This is a genomic window from Embleya sp. AB8 (assembly GCF_049739465.1).
In the GTDB taxonomy this organism is placed as follows: domain Bacteria; phylum Actinomycetota; class Actinomycetes; order Streptomycetales; family Streptomycetaceae; genus Embleya.
In genome coordinates this window covers 159,070-173,263 of the sequence record NZ_JBMHHY010000019.1, presented here as the reverse complement: position 1 = coordinate 173,263, position 14,194 = coordinate 159,070, and the positions used below count along the sequence as shown (strand labels likewise).

Below are 14,194 nucleotides of genomic sequence, written 5' to 3'. Positions count from 1 at the left end.
CCGCGGCTCGACGGGGTCGGAAATCCGTCGCGAATTCGAATCTGATCGAATCATTCGACGGTCGTCCCGGCGTTCGATTCACTGGATCCGGGCCCGATTCCCGGAGGTCCGGAGCGCACCTTCGACCACCGATTCGGAGAATCGTGAATATGCGCGGGAAGCTCGCAGCGGTCGTGTTCGCGATATCTCTCCCGATCGACGCCTACACACCGACGCCCGCACGAGAGCTTTCGGCCCGCTCCCGGAAAGCGCCGCGATCGGTGCGCCGGCGCATGATTCGATGACGTTCGAGTGATGCCCCGACGCGGCAGGCGCGGGTTGCGGCGCACCCGACCGACGCGAGACGAGAGACGGGAAACGACGTGTTGCGCATGTCCATGGACGCGGCGGCGCTCGGGAGGACACGGTTCGCGATCTCACCGCTGCACACCGCGGTCGACCTGCTCCGCCTGCTGTGCACGGGCGCCCGGGGCGGCACCGCGAGCCGTCGGGCCATGGTCGCGGAGGTGGTGCGCGACCGCCGGCTGACCCTGCTGGCAGCGCTCTTCGGCGAACCGTGTGACTACGTCCCGGACTTCGTCAAACCCGAGCCGCCGACCTACGAATCACCCATCCAGGACGAACTGCACGCGGTCGCCACGGTCGACGCCGCGCGACTGCGCACCGAGATCGGGATCATGGTGCGGGGCAACCCGACCGAGAACCTGATGGGTCGTCCGGTCCCCGGGGAACTGCTGGATCTGCTGGAGTGCGGTGAACATGCCGTCTCCGAACGCATGGCCGCCGAACTGCATCGGTTGTGGCAGGTCACCGTCGGCCCGCAGTGGACGACGCTCCGCGCCCGGATGGAAGCGGACCTGGCCCACCGGGCGGAGACGATCACCCGGGAGGGCATTACCGCCGGGCTCGCCGGCCTGCACCCGCGGGTGACGTGGCACGAGGACCACGTGCGGGTGCTCAGCCGCTTCCACTGCGACATCCCCGGCACCACGCGACTCGTCCTGGTCCCCTCGGCGTTCAACCCGGACCTGCGGGTGACCGTCGACTCGGTGCCCCTCGGTGCCGCCGAACGCCGTCAGCCGATGCTCACCTATCCGGTCCGGCGCGGCCCCGACGCCGACGGCGCCGAGTCCCCGCCCACCCGCGCGCTCCTCGGCGCCACCCGCGCGCGCCTCCTGCTCGACTTGCAAACCCCGCGCAGTACGGCCGAGTTGGCCGAGCGCCACTACCTCGCGGCGAGCACGGTCTCCTACCACCTGGGCATCCTGTACCGCTTTGGCCTGGTCACCCGAACCCGCTCCCGCCACCACACCCTCTACCTACGCCCAGACCTCCAGAACCCGCCATCTGTTCACCGAAGCCGACCACCGGACCTGACCGCCCACCGCGCCGACCGACCGGTGCGGGATCCGAACGGTCGACGAGTCGTCGTCCGGGCCGGTTCGGACGCGTGCCCACGGCATCGACCCCGACACCACGGCCCGGCGGTGGAGCGGGAGGCGGAAACCTTGCACCCGAGGAGGCGCCCGACACCTTCACGATCCCGAAGGTTCTCCTGACCCACGCAACGCCCCGGCCGGACCGTCACGGCAGGCGGCTGATCATTGAGCGGCCCCGTGCGGGCTGAAAGCGACCAGGGGGCGTCTCGCCGCTACGTGAGGCACCGGCTCGACCGCTACGCAACCCAGGAGGCGCGGGGAGCCGCCGGCCCCGTCCCCGTTCGCCCTCCCGGGCCGTCGAATTCGATGCCGAGGCCGTCCGGCACCCGGGCACCCCCGGATGTAGGCACCCGCGGGCCGCCTCGATATCCGAGGGCGGGTGCGCCCGTTCGAGGGCAGACTGCCCGGTACGAAGGTCGCCTGCGGTCGGCGGCCTCGACAAACGATCGGGGGTGCCCGCGATGGGCTTGCCGGGGGCTCGGCGGATCGTGGACGCCAGGCGGGGCGCGCACGCGGACGGTCTGCTGCGTGGGGTGTTGGCGGGGGAGGGGTGCAGCGGTACCGAGGTTGCCCGGCTGCGCGGTGGGCTGATCGTGCCGGCGGAGCCCTCGGTGTCCGTGGTGATCAATTTGTTCGCGAGTGGAACGGAGACGTCGGCCGGCTTCGTCACCGCCGCCGGGCTGCGGTACGCGGGGTCGGCGCCGGTCGCGTCGCCAACGATCGACGCGGGGCCGCGTGCGTGGGTCACGTTGACGCTGACCCCGCCGGGGGCATATCGGGTGCTGGGGCTGCCGTTGGCCGAACTCGACCGGCCGGCAACGGGTTTGTCGGATGTGCTGGGCCCTGCCGCACTGGAGTTGGCGGCGCGGTTGCGGGAAGCGGCGGGATGGGTGGAACGGTTCGACCTGTTGCGGGAGTTCGCGGTGGGCCGGGCCGAACACGGCGGTTCGCCGGCACCCGAGGTGACCCGGGCGTGGGCGCGGTTGACCGAGACCGGCGGACGGATCCCGGTACGGCGACTGGCCGACGAGGTCGGCTGGAGCCACCAGCACCTGATCCGGATGTTCCATCGTCAACTCGGCCACCCACCCAAGACCCTGGCCCGGCTGTTGCGGCTGCGTGGGACCCTGCGCGACATCCGCGCCGATGGACGCGTCGATCAGGCGGTGTTCGCGGCGGGCTATCACGACCGAGCCCATTTCGCCCGGGATCTACGGGAGTTCGTCGGAACCACCCCCGGGCGATATGTCCGGGGCGCGTTGCCGTGTGGCTGCGTGACCGAAGCGGATGCGGTAGGAGATCCGGCGGCTGATCCCGCCGCGCACGGCGAGGTGAATTCCTTACAAGACGCCAACCACGACCACCGATAGCGTCCTCGGTGTCGACCACCTCGATCCGCCCGAACAATCCCCAACAACCGCGAAAAGCCCTGAACCGCCCCAATCCAAACCCAGGAGCCCATCCATGCCCGCGCGCACCCCGCAGGACCTGCACACCGACTACGCCGCCGCCTTCAACGCCGGCGACCTCGACACCCTCGCCGCCTGCTACGAGGACGCCGCCGTCTTCACCGGAACCACCGGCCGCCTGCACGGAGTCGCCGCCATCCGTGCCCACCTGGCCGACCTCCTGGCCCACCGCCCGATCTTCCGGCTCCACACCCGCGACATCGCCGTCACCGGCGACCTCGCCCTGCTCTCCTCCGACTGGCGCTTCACCTCGACAACCCCCACCGACGCCGCCGGAGACACCCGCGTCGACACCACCGGCACATCCTTCGAAGTCGCCCGCCGCCAACCCGACGGCACCTGGCGCTACGTCATCGACGAACCCAGCCCCCTCGCCCGCACCTGACCACCCAGGGCGCGTATCCAGTTGCGATCAACAGGTGCTCCTACCGAGGTCGCCGATCCAGATCATCGCGGCGCGTAGGTGGAGGCCGGCGAGGTAGCTCTCGGGGCTCTTGTCGTATCCGGTGGCGATGCCGCGCCGGGCCTTGAGCCTGGGCGAGGTGGATCCTCGAGGTCTGCCCGCGCCGCGAGCGCCCGAGCAGGGCGGCCCTCGGCCGGACCCGGTGCCGGCGCCGGACACGCCGTCGTTCCTCCCGCCCCGGGTCGAATCCCGCCCCGTTCCCTTCTCGTCCCTCCGCGCCGCCCCCCTTTTCCCGGGCCTTCCCCTCCTCCGCGGCGGCCTTCCCCAGCGCGGCGAGCGTGTCGGGATCGAGACGCATCCCGGCGGCGTCGTGGTGCGCCCGGACCGTGGTCGAGTCCACACTCACCAGCGACAGGTCCACCCCGCCCCGCTTCGCCGCTTCCGCGATCAGGCCCTCCGACAGGGCCTCGAAGACACCGGCGTCGCGCCACTGCCGAAAACGATGGTGGACGCTCGACCACGCACCGAACCGCTCCGGCACCCCACGCCACCGCCCACCCGTCCGAAACCTCCGGACCACGCCCTCGAACTGCCCCCGCAGCCGCTCGGGATACGGACCGAACCCACCGATCGCCAGGTACGACTCGACGAACTCCCACTCCAGGTCCGTCAGTTGCTCTCGCGTCACACCAAGACCGTCCACCGGACCGAGCCCGCCTTGACGACGAATCCCACAGATTGATCACAACCCGATACGGGGCCTGGGACTGGCCCGCCGACCGACGACGGAGTCCATCGCTGCATCGCTCTCGCTTTCTCCGTCGGACGTCTAAAGTCGGGAGTCGGGCGGACGAGGGAGTCATGAATGACGCGCGGATTCGGGGAGTTCTTCCACACGGCGACCGGCCATCGCCCCTATACCTATCAGGCCGGGTTCGCGGAGAGCGGGCTGCCGCGGGTCATTCGGGTTCCGTCGGGGGGCGGGAAGACCTCGGCCGCCGTGTTGGCGTGGCTGTACCGGCGGTTGGTGTCCGCGGTGGAGGTGACGCCGCGGCGATTGGTGTACGTGTTGCCGCAGGGCAGCCTCGCGGATCAGACTCACGCGCGAATCGCCGAGTGGCTGGGCCGCCTCGGGTGCGCGGACGAGGTCGATCTGCACTTGCTCGCCGGTCCGGAGTCGCAGAACGGCATGTGGCGGCGGTATCCGGAGCGGACCGCGATCTTGGTGGGTACGCACGACGGGCTGCTGAGCCGGGCGTTGATGCGCGGGTTCGCCGATTCGCGGACGATGGCGCCCGTGTCGTTCGGCCTGCTCAACACCGACACGCACTGGGTGTTCGATGAAATGCACTTGCTGGGGCCCGGTTTGCCGACGAGTGTGCGGCTGCAGTCGCTGCGCGAGTCGCTCGGCACGGCGGCGCCGACCGGCAGCTCGTGGATGTCGTCGACGTGGGACGGGGATGCTTCCCGGGTCGCGCCGGACGGAGATACCGCAATGGGCGCCGGTCCAGGGGCGGTTCGCCGCATCAGGCGGTTGGACGCGGACCCGGCACGGTACGTACAAGACCTCGTCGACTCGCTGGGCTCGGCGCATGTGCCCGGCACTCAAAGCATCGCCGTGCTCGGCTCCGCACAACGGGCGCGCGAGGTCTACGGCGCGCTGCGCGCGGCACATCCGGGCCGGGAGATCGTGCTGGTGCATCCGTACGCGCGTTCCGTCGACCGCCGTGATCGCGCGGGGGAGCCGGCGGATGCCGGCCGGGACCGGATCCTGGTCGCAACGCGGGCGCTGGACGTCGGATGCGACGTGTCCAGCCGTACGCTCCTGACCGAACTCGCCCCGTGGAGCGCGCTCGTGCAACGCGCCGGTCGTTGCAATCGTCATGGCGAACACCCCGATGGCGGCGACCTGTTGTGGTGCGTTCCGCCGGACGCGTCGGGGGCCGACGCGGGTGTCGCGGACTGGCTGAACGCGCACGAGGGCGCAGCGGTCACGACCGCCGACCTGTTTCGCGCGCGCGTCGACCAGGGCGCACCGTCTGCCCAAGTGCTGGGTGAGCACGATGTGTTGGCGATGTTCGACAACGCTCGCGGCGCCGTGCCGACCGACGCGAGCCCGTGGATCTGCGCCGACGACGATCGTACGGTCTTTGTCGCGTGGCGCGTCTGGGAGTCGGGGGAACCTGCGGAGGACGAGCCGGAACCTGCGCGTATCGAGCAGTGTGAGGTGCCGCTCGCCGACGTTCGGGAGCTGCCGGACGGCGGAGTGTGGCTGCGGGACCCCGCCGACGGCCGGTGGCGGCACGCCGTGGCCGACGATCTCCGCTCCGGATCGCTCGTGTTGATCGACTCGGCGCGCGGCGGCTACCTCCCCGAGGTGGGGTGGGCGCCCGAGAGCGGTGCGCCGGTGCCATCGCTCTTCACGGGCCGCATACCTCCCGCGACCGGGTGTGTCGCGTGGGTGAGTCTCGACCGGCACCTGCTGGAGACCGAGGAAGAGGCACGCGCGATCACGGCCGTCCTGCCCGGGCTGACCGAGGAGCAGCGCGAAGCCGTGGCCCGCGCCGCGAGATTCCACGATCTCGGCAAGTGCCACGACGTGTTCCAGGCCATGCTGCGCGACGGCGGTGGCGGCGATCCGCCGGACCACCTGCTGGCCAAGTCCAAGGCGCCCTGGAGCAACGGGGTTTCGACACGTCCGTACTTCCGGCACGAGCTGGTCAGCGCGCTCATCCTGCTGAACGGTGAGCATTGGCACACCCCTCGCGTGGACCCGAGGTTGGTGACCTACCTGGTCGCGGCGCACCACGGTCAGGTGCGGGTGTCGGTGCGCCCCGGGGCCGACGAGGACACGCTTGCGCTGCTCGGCGTCCGGGACGGTGATCGCACGCCGCCGGTCGCCGTCTCCACGGGCGACCACTTCCCCGCGCAGTCGCTCGACACCGAGGCGTTCCGCCCGGGCGGTTCGTGGACGCCGCGGGTCCTGGCACTGCGGGATCGCGACGATCTGGGACCGTTCCGGCTCGCCTATCTCGAGTCGTTGGTCCGGGTCGCCGACTGGCGGTCCAGCGCCCGACACGACGGTCCCACGGCGGGGCTCGTGCCCTGAGCGGTGGCGCCGGCCTTGGTACGCACGCACGTGCCGGTCGGCGCCGATCAGGCTCGAGTCGGCGACGCGAATCTCGTCTTGTCGGAGCCCGCCGCGATCGCCGAGCCGACCCGAGCTGCTGCCAGGGCCGCCCGGACGCCGGTTCCTCCCGCGGTCCCACCTCAAGCGCTGCGGCCCGCCTGCGAGTTCACGACCGCGACGACGAGAAGGTGGTGCGGGACCCGTGGTTGCTGTGCGGACTTGCGTGGGATGCGTGCTCCGAAGCGGACCGACGCCTAGCGTAGTCAGTGCACGGGCACGGTACGTCGACGGATCCGGGGGAGTCCGCGCGAGGGCCGAGCCGAGCCTGTCGAAGAGGCCGATGTTCGTGGGCGAGGTGCCCTCGAATCATCAGGAACCGGCAGGCCCGGATTCGTCCGGGCCGCCATCGACCGGAGCGAACCGCGTCTCGGCGGGTGGGATCTGGAGGCACGACGCCGACCGGCAGCACCCATGCCCCGCACGGCACGGCACAAGCAGTCCCTTCTCCAGAAGAAGAGGTACACCGTGTTCCGAAAGACGATCACCACCTTGGCCATTGCCGCCGCCTCCGTGACAGGCGTGGTGGCGGCGACCCCGGCCCAGGCGGCCGACCGTTGTAGCCCGACGAGCAGCTACGGCGAGAGGATCTGCGTCACCAGTGTTGACTACAACAGGGCGGGTGACACCAGCGCGATCCACTTCACGCTCACCGGGCCCTGGACCGACTACCGGGTCACCGCGAACGATACTTCCGAACTTTACTACCCCGGATCTCGCGTGATCGGCGTGAACGGCCACCCGTACACGCAGGTCTGCGCGACCGAGTCCACCACCCATTGGCGGGGCTGCGCGTGAGTCCCACCAACACCCGCAACTGACCGCCGGGCCGGGGCCCGCCGACCGAGCCCCGGCCCTTCCCACTGCTCACGTCTCGACGTCCGGACCTCCGGCCGGCGGTCCGCGTCTTCGCCGTCGGTGCCCCGTCGTTCGGCGCAGCGAAAGTTCGTGCCCGGTGGCCTTCCCGTGACCCGCTGCGGACGGGCAGGCTCATGCTGACGCGACCGCGTCGCCGTTCGTACCGTATTCCGGAGGAAGTATGAGCATGCGTTCTCTGGTCCGACCGTCCGTGTTCCTTGCCGCCACCACGCTGGCCGTGGCTGCCGGCGTCGCCGCCCCGGCGCACGCTGCGGGGCACTCGCCGGACGGCTCCCGGCGAGCCGCCGGAGCGCAGCCGGCCGCGTCCTTCTGGGACGAGATGCACAACCGCAACAGCGGCAAGTGCGTCGACGTCAAAAACGACTCGTCCGACGCCGGTGCGTGGATCCAGCAGTACCACTGCGACCACACCCCGGCCTCGAAGTTCCTCTTCGCGGACTTGGGCAACGGCTACTTCGAGATCGAGGGCCAGAACAGCCACAAGTGCATCCAGCCACAGAACGGCTGGGGCGGCAACGGAGTACCCCTGTATCAGTGGTACTGCAACGCCGGCGATGCTCAGCAGTGGCAGCTCCAGGCCGCGACCGCCGGCTCCTACCGGGTGGCCAACAAGGCCACCGGCATGTGTATCGACGTCCCCGGCTGGTCGTCGGACGACTGGGTAACGCTCCAGCAGTGGACCTGCGTGGCCGGCGCGGCCAACCAGGAGTTCTATCTCCAGGGCGGCTGACCGAGGCCGGGTCACGGCCGGGCGAACCTACGGCGAGAAGAGCTGTACCGATCGGTACGCAGCCCGTCCGTAGATGGCAACTCGGCCGGGAACTCCCGGCAGGGCCGCGTGGATTCGCGGACGCGGCCCTGCCGGGTCGGGATTCAGCCGGCCTCACCGGTCACGGGTCCGGAACTCCTCGAGGTAGCAGGCGAGTTCGCGGCGTTCGCGGTCGGCGAGGTGGCCGGACGTAGCCGGTGCGTGGACTGTTGGCGCCTGCACGCAGAATGACGGGCATGATCCAGACGTTTCCGCTGGCCCTGCCGGGCACATTGGTGAACAGTCATCGCATCGACTTGACGGCGCCCTACTCCAAGGGCTGGGGCGTCCGAGCCGACGACGTCGTGGCCGCGCCGAACGGGGATGTGTACGCCCTGTACGCGGTACATCGGTACGCCTACGGCGTGGCCAAGGACGAACAGGACCCGTCGATCGCCAACTTCGGCTACCGGATCATCACCCGGTACACCGCGGCCGGCGAGGTGTCGGCCGGCGCGGTGTGCTGCCGTCCCGCGGCGACAAGAACGACTCGGCCGTGGCCGACGGCGGCGACATGACGCTGTGCGTGCTGCCGGATGGCACCCTGGCCGTCAGCGCCCGCCCGGACTCGACCACCCTGATTGCGCCCGACCTCAGCCGGGTGCTTGCCACCTACGACTCGAAGGACCGGCGCCTCTTCGAGAAATTCACGCCGGGTGATGCCTTTGCCAGCTCGATCAGCGTCACGCCCTCGGGCCGCCTGCTGTGCGTAACCACCGAATATGGGGTCTGGAACTACGGCAGTCTGCCGGCCAACGTCGTCGGTCTACAGGCCGTAGCGGTTGAGGTGGAAGGCGCGGCCTCGGTGCGGGTCGGCGGCCAGGTTGAAGCAGGAGCCGGTCAAACCCTTGACCCACTTCACCCTTTCCGCCTGTTCACCCGCCGGCGACCTGCTGCTGGTCCACTCCAAGCAGCACCTCATCCTGCGCGTGCCCGTCCCCGACGACCTCACCGACCTCGCACCAGCCGTCGAACAGGCACTGCGCGCCTACGCCAAGCAACGCACCGCTCTCAAAAAGCAGTGGTCACCCGTCAACTGGCACTGGGCGCATACGTCCGCCGTCCATCACCTCTGACGACGCGCCCCGGCACGCGCGCAGTCAACGACGGGACCCGCTCGCCGAAACGGGTGTCGGTGCGGTGAGCCCCCGCGGTCCCGCGCGATCCGCCGTGGTACGCCTGCGAGTTCACGACCGCAACGACGAGAGGTTGGGCGAGATCCGCGCGGCGGTTGTACGGACTTGCGTGGGATTCGTGCTCCGCAACGGACCGACGCCTAGTGTCGTCAGCACACCGGGACCATACGTCAACCGGCCCGGGGAAATCCGCTGTGGCTTGCGTGGCTTGCTTGCACCGGATCGTTCGTACGACCGAAGGGGGAGACATGCAGTTCAAGCTGGGGCGTCGAGCCGCTGGCCGCGGCGACCGCACTGGCCGTCACGGGGGTGGCGCTCGGGTCGGGGAGCGCGTCCGCCGCGACCGGGACCGACTCCAATTCCGGGCACGGCGTGGAAATCACGGGCTGGCACACGCGGGCCCTCTACCCATATGTGAGTGCCAGGCTGTGCAACTACCAGAGTTCGGCAAACCGCTTCTACTTGTGGATCAAGGACGCGCAGACCGGCGACAATATTACGTACAACGGTTACATCACCCCCAGCCTCGCGCCTGGTCAATGCGACGAGATCGGTGGCTACGACTTCGGCAGGGACGCCATCCAGGTCTTTGCGCAGTCCGGAAGCCTGTGGACCTTCGGCACCGACCCGATCTCCCTGGGCTGAAAGCACCGGGCCCGCCACCAGCGGGAGTTGGCCGGGCACGGCGAAGGGCTCGGACACCCTCACGGGGTGTCCGAGCCCTTCGCCGTTGCACCGAAAGACCACGTTGCGACCGGCCGACTCGATGGCGCCGAGAAGGCGACCGAGAGGCTCTCGTCCGCGGTGGTCGTCCGGTCGCGTTCCTTGCCCGAAGCACTCGAACACGGCAGCCGGCGCGCCGGCCGGCCGGGTGACGGTCCTCGACCGGGCGGGTACGCACGCCGACCGAGGGTCGTGGGCGTTCGTGGCGGGTGGATCAACTTGTCCAGGTTTTGAGTCGAGTGGCGACCTCCCGTACCGGGAGGCCCTCTCGTGCCGCGCGGGCCAAGGGGAGAACGGTGTCCAGGCCGGGGCTTACCGGGAGGCCGCACGCGGCCAGGTACGCCGCGGTCACCGTGGCCGCGAACAGCAGGTTTCGCACCTCGAGGCTGGGGTTCCCGGCCAGCTCGCACAGCAGTGCCGCGGCTTTGTGATGGGGCTCGGGGTAGACCTCGTGGTCCAGGATTTCCGCGCGGTGTCGTGCCTCCGCCGCGATCGGCACGCCGTAGTCGACGACTTGGGGGTCCCCGGGGATCTGCTGGGCCACCGCCAGGATCCACGCGAGGTCGATCCGCAGGTTCACGCGGCATTCCTCGGCGCGGTCCGCGCCGGCCCCGCCGGGAGACCCGGGTAGCGGTCCTCGCCGAACTCGGCCTCGAACCGGTCGGTGTACGCCGCCAGGAACGTTGCGGCGCCGGCCATGAACGCGGCGCGTGACTCGTTCACGTCCTGCTCGATCAGATCGGCCACGTACCCCTGCAGGCTCAGGCCACGACGCTTGGCCCGCTCCTCGGCGGCGGCTTTGACGGCCTCGTCCAGCCGGATGTTCGTCTGCTTGTTAGCCATGCCCACCACCCTAGCTACCCTTTGGTACCGGTGCCTAGCAATTGCTGGGATGGCCGGGCCGCCAGGATCGAGGACGGAGCCATTTCTCCGATGGTCCGCGTCGAGGACCGAGGCCCACCGGCCGGCGCGGTTGGCGGCGCGCGAGCGCCATGGAGGAACTCGCGGCGGTTACCGAGGATCCGCCGCGCGGGGGTGGTGAGCGGTCGCCGTCGAGGTCTGGGCGTCGCTGCCGTGTGGCGTCGGGCGTGCGGTGGTGGCGGGGGCCGGCCGCGTGGGGTGGGGATGGGGTGCGGGTGGTGATTCGGGGGTGCGCAGGCCGAGTTCGGCTTCGAGTGCGTCGAGGCATGCCTGCCAGTGTCGGATGGTTCGGTCCAGGGCGGGGCGTCGCGCGTCGGTCACGAACGCGACGTGTGCGTTGCTCCCGTGGCTGGAGAGGGTGATGAAGCACAGGTGCCCGGGGAACAGGGACGGGACCACGAACGCGTCGTGGACGGGGGTGTCGGCGAAGGACAGTCCCCGGGGGTAGGCGACGCGGGAGTTGATCATGGCGGTGTGTGCGGGGCGCAGGAGATGGTGCGTGGCCCAGCGGCCGACGGGGCCGGGCACGAGTTCGAGCATGCGGCGCGCTGTGGCGCGGTACTCGGGTGCGCGGGTGTCCGCCGCGGAGGTTGCCGTCGCGGTCAGGCTTTCGGCGGTGACCTCTTCCCCGTCGTGCAGCGGGACCCGGATCATCCCGAGTTTGTTGCCGACGCCCGTCTCGGTCTTGCCGCGCAGGCGGGTGTCCAGGGGCACGCATGCGTACAGAGTGCGCCGATCCGGGTTCGCCCAGCGGATCCAGGCGTGGACGGCGGCGGCGCTGAGGGCGAGGTGGACGTCGTTGATGCTGACCCCCGCGGCGCAGGCGACCGCGTGCAGCCGGGTCAGGTCCACCCGGGCGCGGGCGATGGCGCGTGCCCCGTCGCCGCCGGCGGGGAGGCGCGGCGGGCGACCGGTGGGGAGGAAGGCGTGCGCGAGGTCACGTGTCACGCGGGCCGCCGCCTTCGGGCTCAGGCGCGGGCGCATGGGTGGTGCGTCGTTGTCGGGGGCGGGTGCGCCGAAGAGTCCGCGGATGCAGGACTGGGAGGCGGAGGCGTCCTGGAAGCCGTGGTGGGAGCGGTAGCACAGGGCGTATTCGTCGTCGGCGTATCCATGGACGAGCCACAGGCCCCAGCGTGGGGCGTGTACGGGCAGGTCACCGTCGAGGAGGGCGCTCGCCAGCAGGTCGTGGCCGCCGGTCCGGTCGTCGAGGACGAGTTCGTGGACATGATCGGCCGCCTCGAACGCGGACGAGGTCGTCCATCGGCCGCCGCGCGCGACACAACCGAGGGCGGGCACGTTCGGCGCGCGCGTTCGTACGTGGTCGCGAACCAGGGCCAGGGTGGGGGCCCTTCCCTTGAGCAGCAGTACGTGCGTGTTGTGCAGGTGCGAGTCCCGGGGGGCTTTCCGGGCGAGGGCGTCGAGGACTGCTTCGATGCCGTTGCGGCGGGTGTCGGGGCGTACGTGGTCGGTGCGTACGTGGTCGGTGCGTACGGCGGCAGGCATGGTGTCCCAGGGGTGAGCGCGGGGGTGTGGGCGTTCAGGGGGTGGTGATGACGAGCACGGCGTTTTGTCCACCGAAGCCCATCGAGTGAGTCGTGGCGAGGGAGATCTTGGTGGAGACGCAGCGTGTGGCGATGTGTGCCTGCACGTGGGGGTCGAGCCGGGTCAGATTGGCCGTGGGCGGCACGAGTGCGTGTTGGACGGCCAGGACCGTGTAGACGGCCTCGACGGCGCCGGCGGCGCCGAGCAGGTGGCCGGTCACCCCCTTGGTCGAGGTCACGATCGGCCCGTTGGGGTAGGCGCGGGCCACGACGGCGGCCTCGATGCGGTCGTTGGCGGGGGTTGCGGTGCCGTGGGCGTTGACGTGGGAGACGTCCGAGGGGCTCGCGTCGGCGTCGCGCAGGGCGTCGCGGATCGCCGCCGCCAGTCCGCGGCCCTGGGGGTGGGGTGCGGTGGGATGGTGGGCGTCGGCGCTGGCGCCGTATCCCGCCACGTGGGCGCGGACCCGGGCGCCGCGGGCTGCGGCGTGCCCGGTGCGCTCCAGGACCAGGACCGCTGCCCCCTCTGCGGCGACGAACCCGTCCCGGTCGACGTCGAACGGGCTCGACGCGTGTTCCGGGGCGCAGGACCGGCTGGACAGTGCGCCCAGGCGCGCGAATCCCGCGATGGTCAGGGGCGTGATGGGAGCTTCGCAGGCCCCGGCGATGACCACGTCGCAGCGGCCAAGGAGCAGGAGGTCGCGGGCGGTTCCGATGGCGGTGGCACCCGATGCGCAGGCGGTGGCAACGGCGAGGTTGGGTCCCCGCGCGCCGCAGTCCGTCGCGATGGCGCCGGCCGCCATGTTCGGCAGTTGCCGGGGGTGCAGGAAGGGCGAGACCTTGTCGGGTCCGTCCTCGAGGAGGACCCGGTGTTCGCGTTCCAGACTTCCGCAGCCGCCGTGGCCCGTTCCGATCACCACGCCCACGCGGGCGCCCGCCCAGGCATGGGGTGTCAGTTCGGCGTCGGCGAGGGCCTCGCGTGCGGCGATCAGCGCGAACTGGGTCGCGCGGTCGAGTCGATGGGCCGCAGGGCCGCCGAGCAGGGCCTTCGCGTCGAAGTCCGGCACGCGACACGAGATCCGCACGGGCAGCGTGTCCAGCGCCGGGTCGAGGGCACCGGTGCCGCGGCCGGCGCACACGGTGTCCCAGTTGGTTCCCACGCCGATCCCGGCCGGTGTGACCAGGCCGATTCCCGTCACGGCGACGTTGCCGGAACCCCTCATCGGGTCGCTGCCGTCCGTGCCTGCAACAGGTCGACGATGTCCATCAGGTTCGTGGCGGCGAACAGGTCCTGGGCCGGTACGCGGACGCCGCAGCGCTTGTGCAGGGCCGTCGACAACTCCACGACGGCCAACGAGTCCAGGCCCAGATGCAGACCCGAGACCGCCGGTGTGATCTCCTCGGGCGGGATCCTCAATTTCTCGACCAGGACGTCCCGCAGTTCCGCGAACATCGTTTCCCTGCTTGTACTCATACGTTCCCAACACCTCGATGTGGTCGGGGCGGCAGCCGAGTGAGGCGTTGGACGAGAGCGTCGGCCCAACTCACAGGATGGAAGCTGACTCACAGGATGGAAGCTGACAGTAATCGAATAGTAACACAATGTGATGATGGGTTTGCTGCGACGTTTCCCAGTGGCGAAGTCGACGGGTTGCCCGGTGGCCGGCCGCCGCACAGATGTCGAGTCCGGA

14 protein-coding genes and 1 pseudogene are annotated in these 14,194 nt (G+C 70.5%); 9 read left to right on the top strand and 6 right to left on the bottom strand.

The annotated features are described in order from the left end of the window. Window positions 1-362 precede the first annotated feature (362 nt). The 3 genes from ABIA38_RS27830 to ABIA38_RS27820 all read left to right on the top strand — a co-directional run bounded on the left by ABIA38_RS27830 (window position 363) and on the right by ABIA38_RS27820 (window position 3,293). Window positions 363-1,559, top strand: coding sequence for a hypothetical protein (locus tag ABIA38_RS27830; RefSeq protein WP_424641593.1), 1,197 nt, complete (start codon window positions 363-365; stop codon window positions 1,557-1,559). Window positions 1,560-1,900: 341 nt separating this feature from the next. Beyond that, the gene (locus ABIA38_RS27825; protein ID WP_424641592.1) at window positions 1,901-2,809 is read left to right on the top strand and encodes a helix-turn-helix domain-containing protein; all 909 of its coding nucleotides are present in this window, start codon (window positions 1,901-1,903) and stop codon (window positions 2,807-2,809) included. Window positions 2,810-2,903: 94 nt separating this feature from the next. Further along, window positions 2,904-3,293 carry a YybH family protein gene (locus ABIA38_RS27820; RefSeq protein WP_424641591.1) on the top strand — a complete coding sequence of 130 codons (390 nt, stop codon included), beginning with the start codon at window positions 2,904-2,906 and terminating at the stop codon, window positions 3,291-3,293. A 27-nt stretch (window positions 3,294-3,320) separates the two neighbouring features. Here the strand turns inward: ABIA38_RS27820 and ABIA38_RS27815 are convergent. Beyond that, window positions 3,321-3,999, bottom strand: a pseudogene (locus ABIA38_RS27815) (transposase). 177 nt (window positions 4,000-4,176) lie between these two features. Between ABIA38_RS27815 and cas3g the strand changes: the two are divergent. From cas3g to ABIA38_RS27785, 6 genes are all read left to right on the top strand, one after another. Continuing rightward, window positions 4,177-6,420: a type I-G CRISPR-associated helicase/endonuclease Cas3g gene (gene cas3g / locus ABIA38_RS27810; protein ID WP_424641590.1), complete on the top strand. Its 2,244-nt coding sequence runs from the start codon at window positions 4,177-4,179 to the stop codon at window positions 6,418-6,420. A 546-nt stretch (window positions 6,421-6,966) separates the two neighbouring features. Next, window positions 6,967-7,296, top strand: coding sequence for a hypothetical protein (locus ABIA38_RS27805; protein ID WP_424641589.1), 330 nt, complete (start codon window positions 6,967-6,969; stop codon window positions 7,294-7,296). 241 nt (window positions 7,297-7,537) lie between these two features. Next, the gene (locus tag ABIA38_RS27800) at window positions 7,538-8,107 is read left to right on the top strand and encodes an RICIN domain-containing protein (protein WP_424641588.1); all 570 of its coding nucleotides are present in this window, start codon (window positions 7,538-7,540) and stop codon (window positions 8,105-8,107) included. Window positions 8,108-8,382: 275 nt separating this feature from the next. Then, window positions 8,383-8,703 (top strand): hypothetical protein, encoded by a 321-nt coding sequence (locus ABIA38_RS27795; RefSeq protein WP_424641587.1) that lies wholly within the window; start codon window positions 8,383-8,385, stop codon window positions 8,701-8,703. A gap of 330 nt (window positions 8,704-9,033) precedes the next feature. After that, complete coding sequence (locus ABIA38_RS27790) at window positions 9,034-9,261, top strand: hypothetical protein (protein WP_424641586.1); 228 nt, start codon at window positions 9,034-9,036, stop codon at window positions 9,259-9,261. A gap of 369 nt (window positions 9,262-9,630) precedes the next feature. Further along, window positions 9,631-9,966: a hypothetical protein gene (locus tag ABIA38_RS27785; protein ID WP_424641585.1), complete on the top strand. Its 336-nt coding sequence runs from the start codon at window positions 9,631-9,633 to the stop codon at window positions 9,964-9,966. A 292-nt stretch (window positions 9,967-10,258) separates the two neighbouring features. Here the strand turns inward: ABIA38_RS27785 and ABIA38_RS27780 are convergent, their stop codons facing one another. From ABIA38_RS27780 to ABIA38_RS27760, 5 genes are all read right to left on the bottom strand, one after another. Further along, complete coding sequence (locus tag ABIA38_RS27780; RefSeq protein ID WP_424641584.1) at window positions 10,259-10,624, bottom strand: hypothetical protein; 366 nt, start codon at window positions 10,622-10,624, stop codon at window positions 10,259-10,261. After that, window positions 10,621-10,887 (bottom strand): hypothetical protein, encoded by a 267-nt coding sequence (locus tag ABIA38_RS27775; RefSeq protein WP_424641583.1) that lies wholly within the window; start codon window positions 10,885-10,887, stop codon window positions 10,621-10,623. Before ABIA38_RS27775 ends, ABIA38_RS27780 begins: the two co-directional genes overlap by 4 nt. Before the next feature lie 168 nt (window positions 10,888-11,055). Further along, window positions 11,056-12,468: a wax ester/triacylglycerol synthase domain-containing protein gene (locus ABIA38_RS27770; protein ID WP_424641582.1), complete on the bottom strand. Its 1,413-nt coding sequence runs from the start codon at window positions 12,466-12,468 to the stop codon at window positions 11,056-11,058. A gap of 34 nt (window positions 12,469-12,502) precedes the next feature. Further along, on the bottom strand, window positions 12,503-13,726 hold the full coding sequence (locus tag ABIA38_RS27765) for a beta-ketoacyl-[acyl-carrier-protein] synthase family protein (RefSeq protein ID WP_424641581.1): 1,224 nt from the start codon (window positions 13,724-13,726) through the stop codon (window positions 12,503-12,505). Continuing rightward, a complete protein-coding gene (locus ABIA38_RS27760; protein WP_424641580.1) occupies window positions 13,723-13,977 on the bottom strand; it encodes an acyl carrier protein in 255 nt (84 codons plus the stop codon). Before ABIA38_RS27760 ends, ABIA38_RS27765 begins: the two co-directional genes overlap by 4 nt. Between the last annotated feature and the right edge of the window lie 217 nt (window positions 13,978-14,194).

What these genes read in the sequence shown, in the direction of transcription:
- ABIA38_RS27800 (WP_424641588.1), top strand. Translation starts at nt 7,538, where the DNA reads ATGAGCATGCGTTCTCTGGTCCGACCGTCCGTGTTCCTTGCCGCCACC.
- ABIA38_RS27820 (WP_424641591.1), top strand. Translation starts at nt 2,904, where the DNA reads ATGCCCGCGCGCACCCCGCAGGACCTGCACACCGACTACGCCGCCGCC.
- ABIA38_RS27795 (WP_424641587.1), top strand. Translation starts at nt 8,383, where the DNA reads ATGATCCAGACGTTTCCGCTGGCCCTGCCGGGCACATTGGTGAACAGT.
- ABIA38_RS27765 (WP_424641581.1), bottom strand. Translation starts at nt 13,726, where the DNA reads ATGAGGGGTTCCGGCAACGTCGCCGTGACGGGAATCGGCCTGGTCACA.
- ABIA38_RS27775 (WP_424641583.1), bottom strand. Translation starts at nt 10,887, where the DNA reads ATGGCTAACAAGCAGACGAACATCCGGCTGGACGAGGCCGTCAAAGCC.
- ABIA38_RS27825 (WP_424641592.1), top strand. Translation starts at nt 1,901, where the DNA reads ATGGGCTTGCCGGGGGCTCGGCGGATCGTGGACGCCAGGCGGGGCGCG.
- cas3g (WP_424641590.1), top strand. Translation starts at nt 4,177, where the DNA reads ATGACGCGCGGATTCGGGGAGTTCTTCCACACGGCGACCGGCCATCGC.
- ABIA38_RS27760 (WP_424641580.1), bottom strand. Translation starts at nt 13,977, where the DNA reads ATGAGTACAAGCAGGGAAACGATGTTCGCGGAACTGCGGGACGTCCTG.
- ABIA38_RS27770 (WP_424641582.1), bottom strand. Translation starts at nt 12,468, where the DNA reads ATGCCTGCCGCCGTACGCACCGACCACGTACGCACCGACCACGTACGC.